This is a genomic window from Pseudoduganella flava (assembly GCF_007830495.1).
Classification (GTDB): Bacteria; Pseudomonadota; Gammaproteobacteria; order Burkholderiales; family Burkholderiaceae_D; genus Rugamonas; species Rugamonas flava.
This window is the reverse complement of the sequence record NZ_VLKW01000010.1, coordinates 152,995-170,408: the sequence shown is the minus strand read 5'-3', so window position 1 is coordinate 170,408 and position 17,414 is coordinate 152,995. Positions and strand designations below refer to the sequence as shown.

12 protein-coding genes are annotated in these 17,414 nt (G+C 67.6%); 6 read left to right on the top strand and 6 right to left on the bottom strand.

Annotated elements, in window-relative coordinates; translation table 11 throughout:
* The first annotated feature begins 87 nt into the window (after positions 1 to 87).
* The 6 genes from IP92_RS22830 to IP92_RS22805 all read left to right on the top strand — a co-directional run bounded on the left by IP92_RS22830 (position 88) and on the right by IP92_RS22805 (position 8,167).
* Positions 88 to 1,533 carry an aldehyde dehydrogenase gene (locus IP92_RS22830; RefSeq protein WP_145879543.1) on the top strand — a complete coding sequence of 482 codons (1,446 nt, stop codon included), beginning with the start codon at positions 88 to 90 and terminating at the stop codon, positions 1,531 to 1,533.
* Between the two features lie 9 nt (positions 1,534 to 1,542).
* Entirely contained in the window at positions 1,543 to 3,393 is a 1,851-nt protein-coding gene (locus IP92_RS22825) for a feruloyl-CoA synthase (protein ID WP_145879541.1), read from the top strand.
* A gap of 17 nt (positions 3,394 to 3,410) precedes the next feature.
* Positions 3,411 to 4,571 (top strand): ABC transporter substrate-binding protein, encoded by a 1,161-nt coding sequence (locus tag IP92_RS22820; RefSeq protein WP_145879538.1) that lies wholly within the window; start codon positions 3,411 to 3,413, stop codon positions 4,569 to 4,571.
* A gap of 100 nt (positions 4,572 to 4,671) precedes the next feature.
* Entirely contained in the window at positions 4,672 to 6,204 is a 1,533-nt protein-coding gene (locus tag IP92_RS22815; protein ID WP_145879536.1) for a M48 family metallopeptidase, read from the top strand.
* Between the two features lie 50 nt (positions 6,205 to 6,254).
* Positions 6,255 to 6,914, top strand: a complete 660-nt coding sequence (locus IP92_RS22810; RefSeq protein ID WP_145879533.1) for a DJ-1/PfpI family protein — start codon at positions 6,255 to 6,257, stop codon at positions 6,912 to 6,914.
* Positions 6,915 to 7,048: 134 nt separating this feature from the next.
* Entirely contained in the window at positions 7,049 to 8,167 is a 1,119-nt protein-coding gene (locus IP92_RS22805) for a lipase family protein (protein WP_145879531.1), read from the top strand.
* A gap of 236 nt (positions 8,168 to 8,403) precedes the next feature.
* On the opposite strand, the gene IP92_RS22800 is transcribed toward IP92_RS22805, so the two are convergent.
* The 6 genes from IP92_RS22800 to IP92_RS22775 are packed head-to-tail and all read right to left on the bottom strand — an operon-like array spanning position 8,404 to position 17,414.
* Positions 8,404 to 9,375 (bottom strand): thymidylate synthase, encoded by a 972-nt coding sequence (locus tag IP92_RS22800; protein WP_145879528.1) that lies wholly within the window; start codon positions 9,373 to 9,375, stop codon positions 8,404 to 8,406.
* Between the two features lie 49 nt (positions 9,376 to 9,424).
* Positions 9,425 to 10,825: a DEAD/DEAH box helicase gene (locus tag IP92_RS22795; protein ID WP_145879526.1), complete on the bottom strand. Its 1,401-nt coding sequence runs from the start codon at positions 10,823 to 10,825 to the stop codon at positions 9,425 to 9,427.
* A complete protein-coding gene (locus IP92_RS22790; protein ID WP_145879524.1) occupies positions 10,822 to 11,913 on the bottom strand; it encodes a threonine aldolase family protein in 1,092 nt (363 codons plus the stop codon). The genes IP92_RS22795 and IP92_RS22790 overlap by 4 nt, the downstream gene beginning before the upstream one ends.
* Positions 11,906 to 13,753: an ABC transporter transmembrane domain-containing protein gene (locus tag IP92_RS22785; RefSeq protein WP_145879522.1), complete on the bottom strand. Its 1,848-nt coding sequence runs from the start codon at positions 13,751 to 13,753 to the stop codon at positions 11,906 to 11,908. Before IP92_RS22785 ends, IP92_RS22790 begins: the two co-directional genes overlap by 8 nt.
* 20 nt (positions 13,754 to 13,773) lie before the next feature.
* Positions 13,774 to 14,850: a lipocalin-like domain-containing protein gene (locus IP92_RS22780; protein WP_145879520.1), complete on the bottom strand. Its 1,077-nt coding sequence runs from the start codon at positions 14,848 to 14,850 to the stop codon at positions 13,774 to 13,776.
* On the bottom strand, positions 14,850 to 17,414 hold the full coding sequence (locus IP92_RS22775) for an FtsX-like permease family protein (RefSeq protein ID WP_145879519.1): 2,565 nt from the start codon (positions 17,412 to 17,414) through the stop codon (positions 14,850 to 14,852). Before IP92_RS22775 ends, IP92_RS22780 begins: the two co-directional genes overlap by 1 nt.

Sequence of the window (17,414 nt, the reverse complement as noted above, 5' to 3'; positions counted from 1 at the left end):
TTCCAAGCGCTGATCCCATAAAGTGCCGACAAGAGCGGGGCGCACGACGCACCCGCCGGCCAATCCGAACCGCAGAGGAGACCTGTGATGTTTGCAACCGATTTGCTGGTGGACGGGCAACCGTCCGCCGCTTCGAACGGCGCCGTGTTCGAGCGCCGCGATCCCGCCACCGGCGACACCGCCACCCGTGCAGCCGCCGCCACCGTCGACGATGCCGAACGTGCTTGCGCCGCCGCGCAGCGCGCCTTTCCCGCCTGGGCTGCAACGGCGCCGGGCGAACGCCGCGCACTGCTGCTGCAAGCGGCCGACACGATGGAACAATACCGCGCCGAATTCGTCGCACGCGGTGTGCGCGAAGCGGGTGGCAGCCCGATCTGGTACCAGTTCAATGTGACCCTTGCCGCGAACATGCTGCGCGAAGCGGCCGGCATGACGACGCAGGTGGCCGGCGAAGTGATCCCGTCCGACGTGCCCGGCTCGCTGGCGATGGGCGTGCGCCAGCCTTGCGGCGTGGTGCTGGGCATCGCGCCGTGGAATGCACCCGTGATCCTCGGCACGCGCGCCGTCGCGATGCCGCTCGCCTGCGGCAATACCGTGGTCCTGAAGGCTTCCGAACAATGCCCGGCGCTGCACCGGCTGATCGGCACCGTGTTCGACGATGCGGGATTCCCGCCCGGCGTCGTCAACGTGATCACCAATGCGCCGGATGATGCGGCGGCCGTCGTCGAGCGGCTGATCGCCCACCCGGCCGTGCGCCGCATTAACTTCACTGGTTCAACAGCCGTGGGGCGCATCGTCGCGCAGCAGGCGGCCCGGCACTTGAAGCCCGTGCTGCTGGAACTGGGCGGCAAGAACCCCGTCGTCGTGCTGGACGATGCGGACCTGGATGCGGCCGTCGAGGCGGCGGCGTTCTCGGCCTTCTTCAACCAGGGGCAGATCTGCATGTCGGCCGACCGCATCATCGTCGACCGCAAGATCGCCCCGGCCTTCCTCGACAAGTTCGCGGCCAAGGCGGCCACGCTGAAGGCCGCCCATGCGGATGCGCCGCTGGCCGGCATGGTGGACCCGGCCGCCGCGGAGCGCGTGGCGCGCATGGTGCGCGATGCCGTGGAGCGCGGTGCCACCGTGCTGCCTGGCGTCCCGGCGCCGGACGGCAACCTGCTGCAGCCGGCGATCGTCGACGGCGTGACGCCGGAGATGGCCGTGTACCGCGAGGAGGCGTTCGGCCCGATCGTGTCGATCGTGCGCTTCGATACGGACGAGGAGGCGATCGCGCTGGCGAACGACAGCGAATATGGCCTGTCCGCCGCCGTGTTCAGCCGCGACATCGGCCGTGCGATGGCGGTGGCGCGCCGCATCGAATCGGGCATCTGCCACATCAACGGTCCGACCGTGCACGATGAAGCGCAGATGCCGTTCGGCGGCGTCAAGGCCAGCGGCTACGGCCGCTTCGGCGGCAAGGCGGCCATCGCCGAGTTCACCGACCTGCGCTGGATCACGGTGCAGACGACCCCACGCCACTACCCGATCTGAGGAGGGCCCATGACTGCATCGGAGATGCCGGGGCGCTGCCGCCCCGTCAGCATCGGCTGCCCGCAGATCGCTGTCCGGCGCACCGGCGACACGTGGTACGTGGACGCGGCAACGCCACTGGGCGATGTGCCGCGGCGCTTCACCGACCCGCTGGTACGCGGTGCCCAGCGGCATCCGGCGCGCACGCTGGTGGCGCGGCGCGGTGCCGACGGCGCGTGGATCCGCATCGGCTACGGCGACATGCTGGAACGGGCGCGCCGTATCGGTCAGGCGCTGCTGGACCGGGGCTTGTCGGCCGAGCGGCCGCTCGTGATCCTGTCCGGGAACGACCTGGAACACTGCCAGCTGGCGATGGGCGCGCTGTACGCGGGCATCCCGTACGTGCCCGTGTCGCCGGCGTATTCGCTGGTGGCCACCGACCACACCCGGCTGCGGGACATGGTCGCGCACCTGACGCCGGGCGCCGTCTACGTGTGCGACACAGACCTGTACGGCCGCGCGCTCGATGCCGTGCTGCCGGCCGGCGTGGAGCTGATCGCGGAACGGGGCACGCGGCCCGCCACGCCCTTTGCCGCGCTGATCGAGACGCCGCCGGCGACCGTCGATGCGGCCTGCGCAGCCGTCGGCCCGGACACGATCGCCAAGTTCCTGTTCACGTCCGGCTCGACGAAGGCGCCGAAGGCCGTCGTGACGACCCACGGCATGTGGGCCAGCAACCAGCAGATGTTGCTGCAGACGTTCCCGTTCTTCGGCGAGGAGCCACCCGTGCTGGTCGACTGGCTGCCGTGGAATCACACGTTCGGCGGCAGCCACAACCTGGGCATCGCGCTGTACAACGGCGGCACGCTGTACCTGGACGACGGCCGCCCCACGCCACAGGAATTCCACAAGACGCTGGACAACCTGCGGGAGATCGCGCCGACCGTGTACTTCAACATCCCGAAGGGCTGGGAGATGCTGGCCGATGCGCTGGAAGCGGACGAAGGCCTGCGCACCACGTTCTTCGCGCGTGTGAAACTGTTCTTCTGCGCTGGCGCCGGGCTGTCGCAGGCGGCGTGGGACCGGCTCGACGGGATCGCGCTGCGCCATTGCGGCGAATCGATCCGCATCATGACGGGCCTGGGCATGACGGAAACGTCGCCGTCCTGCATGTTCGGCACGGGCCCGATCGTGCGCGCCGGCTATGTCGGCGTGCCGGCGCCGGGCTGCCGCGCGAAGCTGGTGCCCGTGGGCGGCAAGCTCGAAGCGCGCTTCAAGGGGCCGCACGTGATGCCGGGCTACTGGCGTATGCCGGCCCTGACGGCCGAGGCGTTCGACGACGAAGGCTACTACCGCACCGGCGACGCGCTGCGCTTCGCCGACCCGGCGCACCCGGAACTGGGCTTCATGTTCGACGGCCGCATCGCCGAGGACTTCAAGCTGTCGACCGGCACCTTCGTCAGCGTGGGGCCGCTGCGCGCGAAGGCGATCAGCATGGGCGCGCCGTATGTGCAGGACGTGGTCGTCGCCGGCATCGACCGGCATGCGATCGGCCTGCTGGTGTTCCCGCGGATGGAGCATTGCCGCGTGCTGGCCGGATTGCCGGACGATGCGCCGGTGGCCAGCGTGCTGGCCAGCGCTCCCGTGCGCGACTGGTTCGCGGGCCTGCTGGATCGCCTCAATGCCGATGCGACGGGGGCGTCGACGACGGTGGCGCTGCTGCGGCTGCAGCACGAGCTGCCGTCGATCGACCATCGCGAGCTGACCGACAAGGGCACCGTCAACCAGGGCGCCGTGCTGGCGCGCCGGGCCGCCGAGGTGGCGGCGATGTACGAAGGCCGCGACGACGGCACGATCCGCGCCGCGCAAGCGCACCGATAACTACAAGGAGGAGACAGATGAGAATCCGCACCATTGCAGCCGTCGTCGCCATTGCCTGCCTGCCGCTGGCGGCCCAGGCGCAGGACACGATCAAGATCGGCGTGATCGCCGCGCTGACCGGCCCATTCGCCAACACGGGCAAGCCGTTCGAGGACGGCATCCGCACGTGGCTGCAGCAGAACGGCAGCACCGTCGCGGGCAAGAAGATCGAAGTGATCTACCGCGACGATGGCGGCACCAATGCCGACCTGTCCAAGCGCGCCGCGCAGGAACTGATCGCCCGCGAGAAGGTGAGCTTCCTGATCGGCTTTTCGCTGACACCGAGCGCGCTGGCCGTGGCGCCGATCGCGACCCAGGGCAAGACGCCGATGATCGTGATGAACGCCGTCACGACGGGCATCACGGCCAAGTCGCCCTACATGGTGCGCACGTCGATGACGATGCACCAGATGACGGAGCCGTTCGGCACATGGACGGGGAAGAGCAAGATCGGTAAGGTGTACACGCTGGTCTCCGACTACAGCACCGGCATCGACGCGGAATCGAAGTTCATCAAGGGCTTCAACGAAGCGGGCGGCAAGGTGATCGGCTCGGCGCGCGTGCCGCTGGCGAACCCGGATTATTCGCCGTTCGTCCAGCGCATCAAGGACGAGAAGCCCGATGCGCTGTTCTTCTTCGCGCCGGGCGCCGAGGACGGCACGGGGCTGCTCAAGGCGTTCACCGACAAGGGCCTGGACAAGGCGGGCATCAAGTTCCTAGGCGTGGGCGACATGACGAGCGATACGCCGACCTTGGAAGCGCTGGGCGAGCGCGCGCTCGGTGCCGTGACGGTGCTGAACTACTCGACGGCGCTGGACAACGATGCGAACAAGGCGTTCCTGAAGGCGTATGCGGCAGCGAATCCGAACCGGCCGCCCGCCACGTTCGTCACCGTGGCCGCCTACGACACGATGGGGATGATCTACGAGACGATCCGCAAGCTGAACGGCAACGTGACGGGACCCAAGGCGATCGCCGCGCTGGCCGGCATGAAGTGGAACAGCCCGCGGGGGCCGATCACCATCGATGCGACGACGCGCGACATCGTGCAGAACATGTACATTCGCGAGGTGAAGAAGGTCGGCGGCAAGCTGGTCAACGAGCCGATCGGGGTGCTGAAGGACGTGCCGCCGCAGTAATGTTGAAATAAAAGTGGCAAGTGTGACCTTTGGAGAGATTTCCAAAGGTCAATTTCTTTTATCGTTACGCTTTTTGGCAACAACGATAAAGGAACGCGTTTTGGACCCGCAGCAGTACACCCGCCTCGTCAGGCGCCTGGAACTCGATTCGCATGCCGATCCGGCCGCGTTCCGCCGCCGCGTGATGCTGGTGAGCCTGGGTGCGTATGCCGTCATCGTCGGCACGCTGGCACTGTGCGTGCTGCTGGTGGGCCTCGCGGTGCGCTTCGCGCTGGCCGCCTACCTGAACGCAGGCGTCGTCAAGTTCGCGCTGCTTGGCGCGGTGTTCGTCGTCTTGCCGCTGGTTGCGCTGGCGCTGGTGCTGCGCACGCTGTTCACTCGCCTGGCACCGCCACATGGGCGTCCGTTGACCCGCGACGAGGCGCCGGCACTGTTCGACATGCTGGACCGGATGCGCGCGAAACTGGGCGGGCCTGGCATCGACCACGTGCTGATCGACGACCGGTACAACGCGGCGATCGCCCAGTTGCCCCGTTTCGGCCTGTTCGGTTGGCACGCGAATTACCTGACGATCGGCCTGCCTTACCTGCTGGGCGTGCCGATGAAGGAAATGCTGGCCACCGTCGCCCACGAGTATGGCCACATCTGCGGCAACCACGGCAAGTTCGGCGCGTGGGTGTATCGCCAGCGCCAGGTCTTCGTCGCGTTGTACGGCCAGGTACGGGAACAGGCGGACGACAACCTGTTCCAGCGCGCCGTCGCCGCCGTCCTCGACCGCCTGATGCCTTACTACAATGCGTACACGTTCGTGCTGTCGCGCCAGAACGAATACGACGCAGACCGCACGGCCAGTGCCCTGGTCGGCACGGTCGCCAATGCGCAAGGACTGGTTCGCGACGCGCTGCAGTCGCGCTGGATGGCCGAGGAATTCTGGCCCACGTTGCTGCGCCACGCCGAGCGCGACGCGCGCCCGCCATTCATGCCGTTCGCGGCGATGAAGACGGCGTTCAAGGCCGGCTACGAACAATGGGCGCGGCCGCAGGTGCTGGCCGCCGCGCTGGCGGTGCGCTCAAGCCCGCACGACACCCACCCGTGCCTGCGCGAGCGGGTCGACGCGACAGGCGAGAAGGCCGCGCTGCCGCGGCCAGTCGACCGTCCCGCCGCCGACGTGCTGCTGCCGCCCGAGCTGCTGCGCACATTGATCCGCACGTTCGACGACGCGTGGTGGGAACGCGAAGGCCGGCATTGGGAAGCGCGGCATCGCCAGGCCAGCCGCGCGCGGTTGCGGCTGACGGAGCTGAGTGCCCGGCCGCTGGCCGAACTGGCGCTGGGCGACCTGCAGGAGCTGGCGCTGCTGCGCATCGAACTGGTGGGCCCGGCGGCCGGCAAGGACGTGCTGGCCTATCTGCTGGCGCAACCGGGCGGGCCGTTCCCGAAGGCCGCGTATCACTACGGCTGCATCCTGCTGGGCGAGGGCGACGACGAGGGCCTGTTCCACCTGGAGGCAGCCGTGGCGCACGACCGCTCGCTGGCCGATGCAGCCTGCGACGCGGGCCACGCGTTCCTGCTGCGTACCCGCGGCGAACGGGCCGCGCAACTGTGGATGAACGGCCTGCTGCCGCGCGCCGCTTAAGCGAACGGCTGGCGCTATACTGGACAACCCTCATTGAACAGGAGCTGACGATGAATGCCTATCTGGTGGTGGTCGATACGCTGGCCGATTGGGAAATCGGCTACCTGACGGCGGAGCTGCACAGCCGCCGCTTCTTCGCCAACCCCCTGATGGAGTTCAAGTTCCTGAAGGCGGGCCTGACGGACGCCCCCGTGACCAGCATGGGCGGCGTCACCCACACGCCGGACCTGCAGCTGCGCGACATCGTGCTGCAATCGGGCGACGTCGTCATCCTGCCGGGCGGCGAGACGTGGGACCAGCCGGCCACGCGCCCCATCCTTGAATTCGCCCGCGATGCACTGGACGCGGGCCACAACGTCGCGGCGATCTGCGGCGCCACGATCGGCCTCGCGTCGGTCGGTGCGCTCGATGCGCGGCGGCACACCAGCAACGACCTGGGTTTCCTGAAGCAGACCTGCGCCGATTACAAGGGCGAAGCGCTGTACCGGCACGAGCCGGCGGTGCGCGGCGATAACCTCGTCACGGCCACGGGCCTCGCGCCGCTGGAGTTCTCGGCCGAGGTGATGAAGATGCTGAAGGTGTGGCGGCCGGAGACGATCAGGGCGTGGTACCAGCTGCACAAGACGCGCAAGGAGCGCTGGTATCACGCGCTGGTGGCGTCGATGCAGCCGGGCGCTGGTGTGGTCGGCGGGGCCGGCAACGGCGGTTGAAGCTGTAGCCGTAAAGATAACGACATCGCCAGTGCCGTACGTAGCGAGAATATGTGATCTAGACAGCGCGCTACTGTTTGCGCCAGATGACTTTGCTGGCCGGTGCTAAGCTCTGTTTTTGAAAATATTTGGTAATGACGAAGAAATCGAACCGTACCGTCGTGCATCTGATCCACGGTACATGGGCTAACGGCTGGGTGAAGCCGAAAGAAAGTTGGTTTCAAAGCTCTTCGCCGTTGGCGAAGAGACTTGTGGAAATATCTCCTAGCGAAATACAACTAAAGCCGTTTTTTTGGAGCGGACGTAATAGCGTAAACGGACGAGAGCGAGCAGCTGAAAAATTTGCGGCTGAATTGAGGGCTTTGGATGATGATAACGTAGACCAGGTAATCGTAGCCCATAGCCACGGAGGAACGGTAGCGTATGAGGCGGTCCAAAAAGTAGAAGTGGATCGAGATTCGATTCCTTCGTTGAAAGGGATGGTCTGCATGGGTACGCCCTTCGTCAACGTAACTTCGACGACAAGCCATCGCTATATGTCTGATCTATTGCTCATTGCAGGATTCATTGATGCGCTTATTTGGACGGGCGTTCTAAAATGGCAATCAACCTTACTGAATACAACCTGGATGTTGATATTGGTCCCGGCGCTTACACTTCTCACCTTACTCGTGCTGAAGGTTATCTCACCTTTTCCGAGCCCCCAGAGGCTCAAGCCTGCAGAAAACTTATCACGGATACCGATATTTCTGCTGCGGGCTACAAGGGACGAAGCGGCGCTTTCGCTGGGGTTAATGCAGACATTCAATTGGATATCGTCTTCTTTTGCCTTGCGAAACGAGTTCTTCTTTATATTATTTCGTAGGCCTCTAACGCTGGTTATATTCGCGGCCGTTTATATGGCAAGCGTGGTTCTCGCGGTCCTGGCGGCGATGAAGGTCCGTCGCGCATTCGGTGGCGCCCTGGATTCGGAAGGGGCATTTAATTTGGTGTTGATCTATTCGTTTGGTGCGGCAGGGTTTGTTTTTCTGCTTGGCTATTCACTCTTGGCGTTCTCGGTCGGCTTTTTTCGAGCATGGAGGTGGCCAGGCATGAGAGTGGAGGTCGATGGCGCTCCACCAGGTCTCTTTTGCAAAATCAAAGTTTACAGCTCTTTGGGCCAATTTTCCGGACTCCGGCATGGCTTATATGTGAGTGATGACGTTATCGCGGACGTCGTTCAAATCGTCCGGGACGTCACAGCTAGGCAATAGCGCCGGCAGCTTTTATTGGGCAGAAATGCACGGCAAGAACTGGAACGATTATCTCCACACTTTTCCGAAGCGGATAACCTTCGTCCTATCATGAGATGTTTGGTAGGAGATGATACGAATTGACACGATGTCAGACCAGCGCGCATTTGGCGGGACAGTACTTTACGGTTGTCGTTCGTGCACTAGGACCATCTCCTCACTGATGAAAATACCTAGCCGTACTTAACGATGCAATCTTACACCGCCATCGGCGCCGTCAGCGGCGGATGATGCTGGTAGCCTTCGAGGCTGAAGTCCGACGGCTCGATCTTCTCCAGCCATTCCGGTTCGTACTTGCCAGTGGCAGCGAACTCCGGCACCCGGTCCGCGATCGCCAATTTCGGCAGCGGCAGCGGTGCGCGCTTCAACTGTTCCTTCACCATGTCCAGATGGTTTTCGTAGATGTGCGCGTCGCCGATGAAGTAGGTAAACCAGCGGGGCGTGTAACCCGTCAGGCGGCCGACGAGGTGCAGCAGCGCGGCGCCTTCCGCGATGTTGAACGGCGTGCCCAGACCAATGTCGTTGCTGCGCACGTACAGGCACAACGAAATCTCTTTCGTGGCCGGATTCGGAATGAACTGGTACAGCAGGTGGCAGGCCGGCAGCGCGACCTGGTCCAGCACGGCCGGGTTCCAGCCGTGGAACAGGATGCGCCGGCTCGACGGATTGTGGACGATCGTGTCCAGGCATTCGCGCAGCTGGTCGATCGCCTTGTACATCAACACCTTGTTGACGCCATCCACGACGAGCGGCGCCACTTCGGTGAAGCCGTTGCGGCGCGCGGCGGCGATCTGCTCGGCCGCGTCGGCGTCCAGCACCTTGTAGCCGGGCCACTGGCGCCACTGCACGCCATACACGGGGCCGAGATCGTCGGTGCCGGTGCGGAACGGGTTCGCCAGCCACTGCGCGTTTTCGTTGGCGTTCTGGTCCCACACCTTGCAGCCCAGCGCACGGAAGTCGGCCGCGCTGCGGGAAGCGCGCAGGAACGCGCACAGTTCGCCGACGACGGACTTGAAGGCGAGCTTCTTCGTCGTCACGGCCGGGAACCCTTTCGCCAGATCGAAGCGCATCATCGCGCCCGGCACGGACAGCGTACGGATGCCGGTGCGGTTGTCCTGCCACGTGCCTTCGGCCAGGACGGTTTCGATCAATTGCTGGTACTGCTGCATGCGGTTCTCCGGCTTACAAAAACGGGTGATTTTATCAGTTTGGTACGGGTCAGCGTTTCTTCGGCCCGCGTGAGGTGGCCTTCACTGCGGTCTTCGCTGCCGCCTCCGCGGCGGACTTCGCGCCGCGCCCGGCCGCCACGACGACCGCGCCCTTCGGCACGCGCGGTTGCGCGGGCTTGGCCCGTTCCTGCGCCGCCTGCCCGAAACCTCCGGCAGGGCGGGGCGCATTCGATGCCGGCATCGGCCTGGCCTTCGGGACTGGTTTGCGCGGTGCCGGCGCGGCGGCCTTTGGTGCATTGCCGGTCGATGGCACCCGATGATCCGCCTCGAAGCCCGGCGCCTCGCTGCGCGGCAGCACCTGCCGGATCAGCGTTTCGATCGCGCGGAGCAGCTCCACCTCGTCGGCGCACACCAGCGAGATCGCCTCGCCTTCGGCACCGGCACGGCCCGTGCGGCCGATGCGGTGCACGTAATCCTCGGCCACCGTCGGCAAGTCCAGGTTGACGACCAGCGGCAGGCCGGCGATGTCGAGGCCCCGCGCGGCCACGTCGGTGGCGACCAGCACCTGCACGTCCTTCGCCTTGAAGCGAGCGAGCGCGCGCAGGCGTGCCGGTTGCGGCTTGTCGCCGTGGATCGCGTCGGCCGCGATGCCTTCGCCCTGCAGCACGTCCACCAGTTGGTCCACGCCCTTGCGGGTCTTCGCGAACACCAGCACCTGGCCCCAGCCGCGCGTGCGCAGCAGGTGCAGGAACAGGTCGGCCTTGGCCTTCTTGTCCGTCGTGACGACGAACTGGCGCACCGTCTTCGCCGCCGCATTGGCGGGGCTGGCCTGCACGGAGATGGGATCGCGCAGCAGGCGGTTGGCCAGCGCGCGGATCGCATCGGGGAACGTGGCCGAGAACAGCAACGTCTGGCGCTCGGGCGGCAACGCCGCGAACACGGCATCGAGGTCCGCCGCGAAGCCGAGGTCCAGCATGCGGTCCGCCTCGTCCAGCACGAGGGTCTCCAGCTGCGCGAACGTCAGCAGGCCCTGGCGCTGCAGGTCGAGCAGGCGGCCCGGCGTGGCCACGAGCACATCGAGGCCTTTTTTCAGCTTGGCCGCTTGCGGCTCAATCGGCACGCCGCCGTACGCGACGCCGAAGCGCAGCGGCACGTGCGCGCCGTAGCGGCGAAAGCTCCCGTAGACCTGTTCGGCCAGCTCGCGCGTGGGCGCCAGCACGAGGCAGCGCACGCCCAGCGGCGCCACGGCGCCGGCCAGCGTGAGGCGCTGCAGCAGCGGCAGCGCGAAGCCGGCCGTCTTGCCGGTACCCGTCTGCGCGGCGGCCATCAGGTCGCGCCCGGCCAGCACGGCCGGTATCGCCTGGCGCTGCACGGGCGTGGGATCGTCGTAGCCCAGGTCGTCCAGCGCGCGCAGCAGCGGGTCGATCAACTTCAACGTGCGAAAGCTCATCGTGCCGCCTCCAGCGCGGCCTGCCATGCTCCCAGCGCCGCATGCACCGCTTCGTCCGGCAGGTGCAGCAGGTTGTCGCCGACGTACCATTCCGTGTAGCTGGTGCCGTCCAGCTGGGCGTGGTGCACGGCGTTGTGCAGCCAGATGCCGTGCGCGGCGGCGACGTCGTTGCGGATGGCCAGCGCGCGCTCGCGGTCCACGGGCAGGTGCAGGTGCAGCAGGTTGGCCTGCGGCGCGACCGGGTTGGCGCTCAGTAGAGGATAGCCGCGCAGCGCGTCGTACAGCCATTGGGTGCGGCGGAAGTACGCCGGCATCGCGGCCAGCCGCGCATCGAGCTGCATCGCGGCCGCCACGACGTACGGCGAGCGGTGGATCACGTTGCCGCCCTGGCGCCGGTACCATTCCTGGGCACGGGCGATGAAGGCCTTAGGGCCCGCGAGCAGCGCGCCACCGAGGCCGCCGATACCCTTGTAGAGGGACACGTAGACGGTGTCGAAGCCGGCCGCGATCTCGGCATGGCTGCGGCCATACGCGGCGGCCGCTTCCCACAGCCGCGCGCCGTCCATGTGCAGGTGGATGCCGCGCGCGCGGCAATAGTCCTTCATCGCTTGCAGTTCATCCCACGCCGGCGCCTGGCCGCCCAGCTCGCGCGCCGGCAGTTCCAGCGCCACGGCGCCCAGCCGGTCGGGGATCGCCTGCAGCTCCGCCAGGGTGAACGGGCGGTGCGGGCTGCCGATCGTCAGCGCATCGAAGTGGCCCAGCAGCTGATGGTTGCCGCGTTCGTGCTTCAGGATGTGCGCCGTCGGATGCAGCGCGACGAGGCGCGAACCCCGTTCATCGCAGGCCAGGCGCAGCGCGGTGGCTTGCGCCATCGTGCCGGTGATGCAGAACGTGGCAGCTTCAGTGCCGAGCAACGCGGCGACCTTGCGCTCGAGCGCCTCGATCAGTTCCCCTTCGCCATATACGTCGTGGGCGATGCCGTTTTCCTCGCACCACGTGGCCATCGCCGCGAAGAGTTGCGCGGGCGTCTGCTGCCGGTGGCCCGGCAGCACCGTGTGGCAGCGCTGCCGCAGGTCCGCCTCATCCATGCGCATGCTCCACGTGCACGTTGTGGAACTGCAGCGCTGCCAGCTTCGCGTACACGCCGCCCAGCGCGACGAGCGTCTGGTGCGTGCCCGTCTCGACGATGCGGCCGTCCTCCATCACGATGATGCGGTCGGCGCGCTGCACGGTGGCGAGACGGTGCGCGATGATGACGGTGGTGCGGCCTACCATCGCTGCTTCCAGTGCCGACTGCACCAGGCGTTCCGATTCGGCGTCCAGCGCGCTGGTGGCTTCGTCCAGCAACAGCAGCGGGGGATTCTTCAGCAGCGCGCGGGCGATCGCGATGCGCTGGCGCTGGCCGCCGGACAGCCGCACGCCGCGCTCGCCCAGGAACGACTGGTAGCCGTTCGGCAGGCGTTCGATGAATTCGTGCGCGGCGGCCAGCTTCGCGGCCTGGATCACTTCCTCGTCGGTCGCACCGGCGCGGCCGTAGCGGATGTTTTCCATCGCGTCGGCCGAAAAAATCACGGTGTCCTGCGGCACGATGCCGATCGCGTTGCGCAGGTCGTGCAGCGCGATCTGGCGGATGTCCACGCCGTCGAGGCGGATCGTGCCCTGCTGCGGATCGTAGAAGCGCAGGAACAGCTGGAACAAGGTCGTCTTGCCGGCGCCGGACGGGCCGACGATCGCCACCGTCTCGCCGGGCCGGATGTCCAGGTTCACGTGCGACAGCGATGCCGTATCCGGGCGGGAAGGGTAGTGGAACGTGACGTTCCCCAAGGTCAGCGCGGCCCCGTTGGCGGCCCGCGGCGGCAGCGGCAGCGGGTGTTCCGGCGACTTGATGTCGGAATTCGCGGCCATCAGTTCCAGCAGCCGCTCGGTGGCGCCGGCGGCGCGCTGCGCTTCGCCCATCACTTCGGACAGCGCGCCGATCGCACCAGCGACGATCGACGCATACAGGATGAACTGGCCCAGGTCGCCGCCGGACATCGTTCCTTCCAGCACAGCATGGGCACCGAGCCACAGCACGAACACGATCGCGCCGAACACCAGCACGATGGCGAGCATCGTCAGCAGGGCGCGGGCCTGGATGCGCCGCATCGCGGTCGTGAACGCGCCTTCGACGGAGCTGCCGAAGCGCTCCGTCTCGATGTGTTCGTGCGTGAACGCCTGCACGGTCGGCATCGCGTTCAGGATCTCGCCGGCCACCGCCGAGGCATCGGCGATGCGGTCCTGCGAGTCGCGCGACAGCTTGCGCACGCGGCGGCCGAACATCACGATCGGCAGCACCGTCAGCACGAGCAGGCCGATGATGATGGCAGACAGCTTCGGGCTCGTCACGAACAGCATCACGAGGCCGCCGGCAAACAGCAGCATGTTCCGCAGCGCCATCGAGATGCTGGTGCCGACGACGGCCTGGATCAACGTCGTATCGGTGGTGATGCGCGACAGTACCTCGCCCGTCTGCGTCGTCTCGAAGAACGCGGGGCTTTGCTGCACGACGTGGCGGTACACGGCGCTGCGGATGTCCGCCGTCACACGTTCGCCGAGCCACGACACGGAATAGAAGCGCGCGGCGGTCGCCAGCGCCAACACGACGGCCACGCCGAACAGCGCCAGGAACACGGCGTTCACGTGCTCGGCGCTGTGCACGCCGGCACCGGCGCCGAAGCCCAGGTCGATCATCCGCTTGAACGCGGCGGGGATGGCCAGGGTGGCGGCCGCCGCGACGACGAGCGCGATGCCGGCCATCGCGAAACGTGCGCGGTAGGGCTTCAGGAAGGGCAGCAGCCCGCGCAGGGCGGCCAGGCTGCCTTTTTCCTGTGCGCGGTTGGCGGGAGTGGTCACGGTGTCGCGGGCGCTGCTGGTGGTGCTGTTGCTCATTCTGGTGGCTTTTGGTGTTGTTACAGTTTCATCGGCCTGACGTAGCCCGTCAGCTCGAGGTAGGCACGCCCACGCGGGCGGCCGTCGCGGCTGACCGTGACGGCGCCTTCCCAATACACGGCACCGGTCGAGCGGCGCGAGTCGAGTTCCTGGTCCTGCTGCAGGGGATCGAGCTGCCAGAGCGTGGCGCCGGTGCTCACCGTCATCGCCACGGGGTACTCGGCTCCCGTGCGCGGCGAGCGCCAGCGCGTGCGCGGCGTGAACGTCACGTCGTCCGGGCCGTAATGCGTGATCTTACCGGATGCGTCGCGCCACGTCGCGTGGGCCCATAGTTTACCACCTCGCTTGTCGCGGATGCGGAAGGCCATCAGCGCGCCGCCGTCGTCCAGGTTCGCGCCGACCCAGTCCCAGCCGGCGGCTTCCGGGTCCAGCACCTGGCTGGACCACTCGTGGTCGAGCCACGTCACGCCGGTGACGGCACTGCGCTTGCCGCCGGCGCCGACGATCGTGCCCGTCGTGCGCAATTGCGGCTTGCTGTAGTAATAGCTGGCCTGGGCGGGCCGCGGGCCCTTTTGCGAGTAGCCGCGTTCCCCTTGCAGCAGGATCGGCTGCGTCGGTTCCAGCACCAGCTCCAGCGCGAAGTCGGCCGCGGGGATGGTCACGCGGTAGCGGCCGTCGGCGGCGCGCGTCATGCGCCAGCCGGCCAGCTTCACGTCCGTATCCGTCTCGCTGGCAAAGGCCAGGCCGAAGCCGGCGCGCGCGCTGCGCTGGTCGTGCAGCAGCTTGCCCTGCGCCGGATCGGACAGCGCCGCGTGGCCGATGATCAGCTGCTTGGGCGCGAAGCGGCTCGGATTGGCGTCGTCGACGCCCGTGCGGCTGCGGAAGAACGTCACCTGGTAGCCCAGCGCCTTGCCGTCCGCCGTCGTCAGCCAGCCCGTGGCATACCACCATTCGGTGCGGTGCTGCGGGTGGGCGCCGAAGTCGCGCGGGAAGCGCAGCGCCTCGCCCGGGGCCAGCGGTGCGACGGGTGCGAAGGTGGGCGCGGCGCACCACGCGGGCAGGCACAGCGCCAACAGAAGCAACAGCAAGGTGCGCATCACCAATCCTCCCTGACGGCGCGGATCGGCCCGCCGGACAAGGCCTGCCGGCCGGACGCCAGCGCCGTCAGCATGCTGGCGGCCAGCAGCGCACCGGCCACGGCGCCCAGCAGCGGCCACGGGAAATGCATCCGCATCGTCCAGTGGAACGATTGCGGGTTGACGATGTGAACCAGGATCAGGCTGATGGCCCAGCCCAGCGCGAAGCCGGTGGCGATGCCAAGACCCGTCAGCGCGCCGCCTTCGAGTGCGAGGATGCCGAGGATCTGGCCGCGCGTGACGCCGATGTGACGCAGCATGCCGAATTCCTTGGCGCGCGCCAGCGTCTGCGCGGAGAACGTGGCGGCCACGCCGAACAGGCCGATGACGATCGCGATCGCTTCCAGCAGGTACGTGACGGCAAAGCTGCGATCGAAGATGCGCAGCGACAGGGCGCGGATCTCGGACGGTGCCGTCACGTCCAGCGCGGCGCCGAACGGCAGCCGTTTCAATGCGGCCTGCGCATCGCCGGTGCGGGCATCCTTGGCCAGCCACAGCGCGGCATCGCTGACGTCCGCATCGCCCGTCAGCCGAACGTAGTCGGCGCGCGCCACGATCACGGCGCCCGTCGAACGGGCGTAATCGCGCCATACGCCCGCGACAAAGAACGGCACGGTGCGGCCGGCCAGCGGCAACGGCAGCGTCTGGCCGGGCTGGATGCGGTACAGGTCCGCCATCGCTTCGGACACCCAGGCGCGCGGCAGGTTGCCGGTGCGCTGCGGCACCTGCTCGCCGACCAGCACCATCGAGCGCTCCGGGTGGGCCGGGTCGAGGTCGCGCGCCAGCAGTGCCACGTTCGGGCGATCCGGCGCCAGCGACACGGAGCGCAGCCGCAGGAATTCGACGCGGGCTATGCCCGGCGCGGCCTGCAATGCGGCCTGTTCGCGCGGTGTCAGGCCCGCCGTGCTGCCGCCGCTGGCGGTGCGGGCATACAGGTCGGCCGGCAGCACTTGCAAGATCCATTCGTCAACCGAGGCGCGGAAGCTGGCGACCATGATGGCCATCGCCACCATCAGCGAAAAGCTCGACAGCACGCCGCCCAGCGCGATGCCGGCCTGGCCGGAAGCATTGGCGAGCCGGGCCAGCGTCAACGTCGGCACGGCCGGTGCTGCCGGGTCCTTCCCGGTGGCGGCGCTCCAGCGGCGGTGCGCGAAACGGAACGCGGCCGCGGCGATGCGCGGCATCAGCGCGATGCCGCCGATCAGCAGCAGCGCGATGGACAGGTAGCCGAACACGGGCAGCTCGAACACGGGCGGCAGGCGGGTCAGCACGCCGGCAAGGACCAGGCAGGCCAGCGCGGGCCAGGGGCGCGCAAGCCGGCGCAGCGCGACTTCGTCCGCACCTGACTTCAAGGCGACGGCCGGCGCAGCCCGCGCCGCTTCCCACGCCGGGGTGGCGCAGCCGACCAGCGCGACGCCGGCGCCGAGCGCGAAATAGACGACGGCGGCGACCGGCGTGAAATGCACCGACGGTTGGACGCCAGCGAAGTAGCCGGCACCCAGGTCGCCGCCGAACAGCTTGAGCGCCGCGGCGGCGATCGCATAGCCGCCGGCGATGCCCAGCAGCGAGCCGATCACGCCCAGGCTCGCGCCTTCGATCAGTACCTGGCGCAGCAGCTGACGGCGTTCCAGTCCCAGCACGCGCAGCAGCGCGAACTGGCTGCGCCGGCGCATCACGGACAGCGCCTGCGTCGAGAAGACGAGGAAGGCGCCGGTGAACAGCGCGACCAGGGCCAGCACGGACAGGTTGACGCGATATGCCCGGCTCATATTGCTGTTGCGGCTTTCCTGGTTCGCGTCGTTGGGCTGCCCGACGCGGAAGCGGCCCGGGTAGGCGCGTGCCAGGTCGGCGGCCAGGGCGGCCTGGAATGCGTTGCGGTCGACGCCGTCGCGCAGCTTCAGGTCCACGCGCGACAGCTTGCCGAGCCGCCCGAAGCGCCATTGCGCGGCGCCGATGTCCATCACGCCCAATCTCTGGCCGACGCGGGCACGCTGCAGCGAACCGGCCACCCGCAGTTCGAGTTGCCGGGTGCCGACCTGGAACGCCAGCTTGCCGCCGGGTGCGACGTTCAGCCAGCGCTGCGCGGCGGGGGACAGGAACAGGACGTCGTCCGCCAGCGTGTCGGTGGCTTCCTGCGTGGCGGGCGCGCCGATCAGGTCCGGCGTGATGAAGCCGGCCTGGAACACGTCGAGCGCGACGATCTTCAGCGGTTCGGTGCCGCCCGGCAGCGATGCGGCGAATTCCAGCACGGGCGACGCGACGGCGACCTCGGGGCGCTGCGCCAGGCGCGGATAGATGTCCTCGTCGAACAGCGGCTCGGTGCCGGTCACCTGCACGTCGGCCTGGCCGGACAGGCTTTGCACGGCGGCGGAAAACTCGTTGAACGCGGCCGCATTGATCAGGTGGATCGCAAAACCGAGGGCGACGCCGACGGCGATCGCGGCCACCGCCGTCAGCGCGCGCACGGGATGGGCGCGCCATTCACCGAGCAGCAGCCAGCGGGACAGGGTTTGCAACGACGTCAT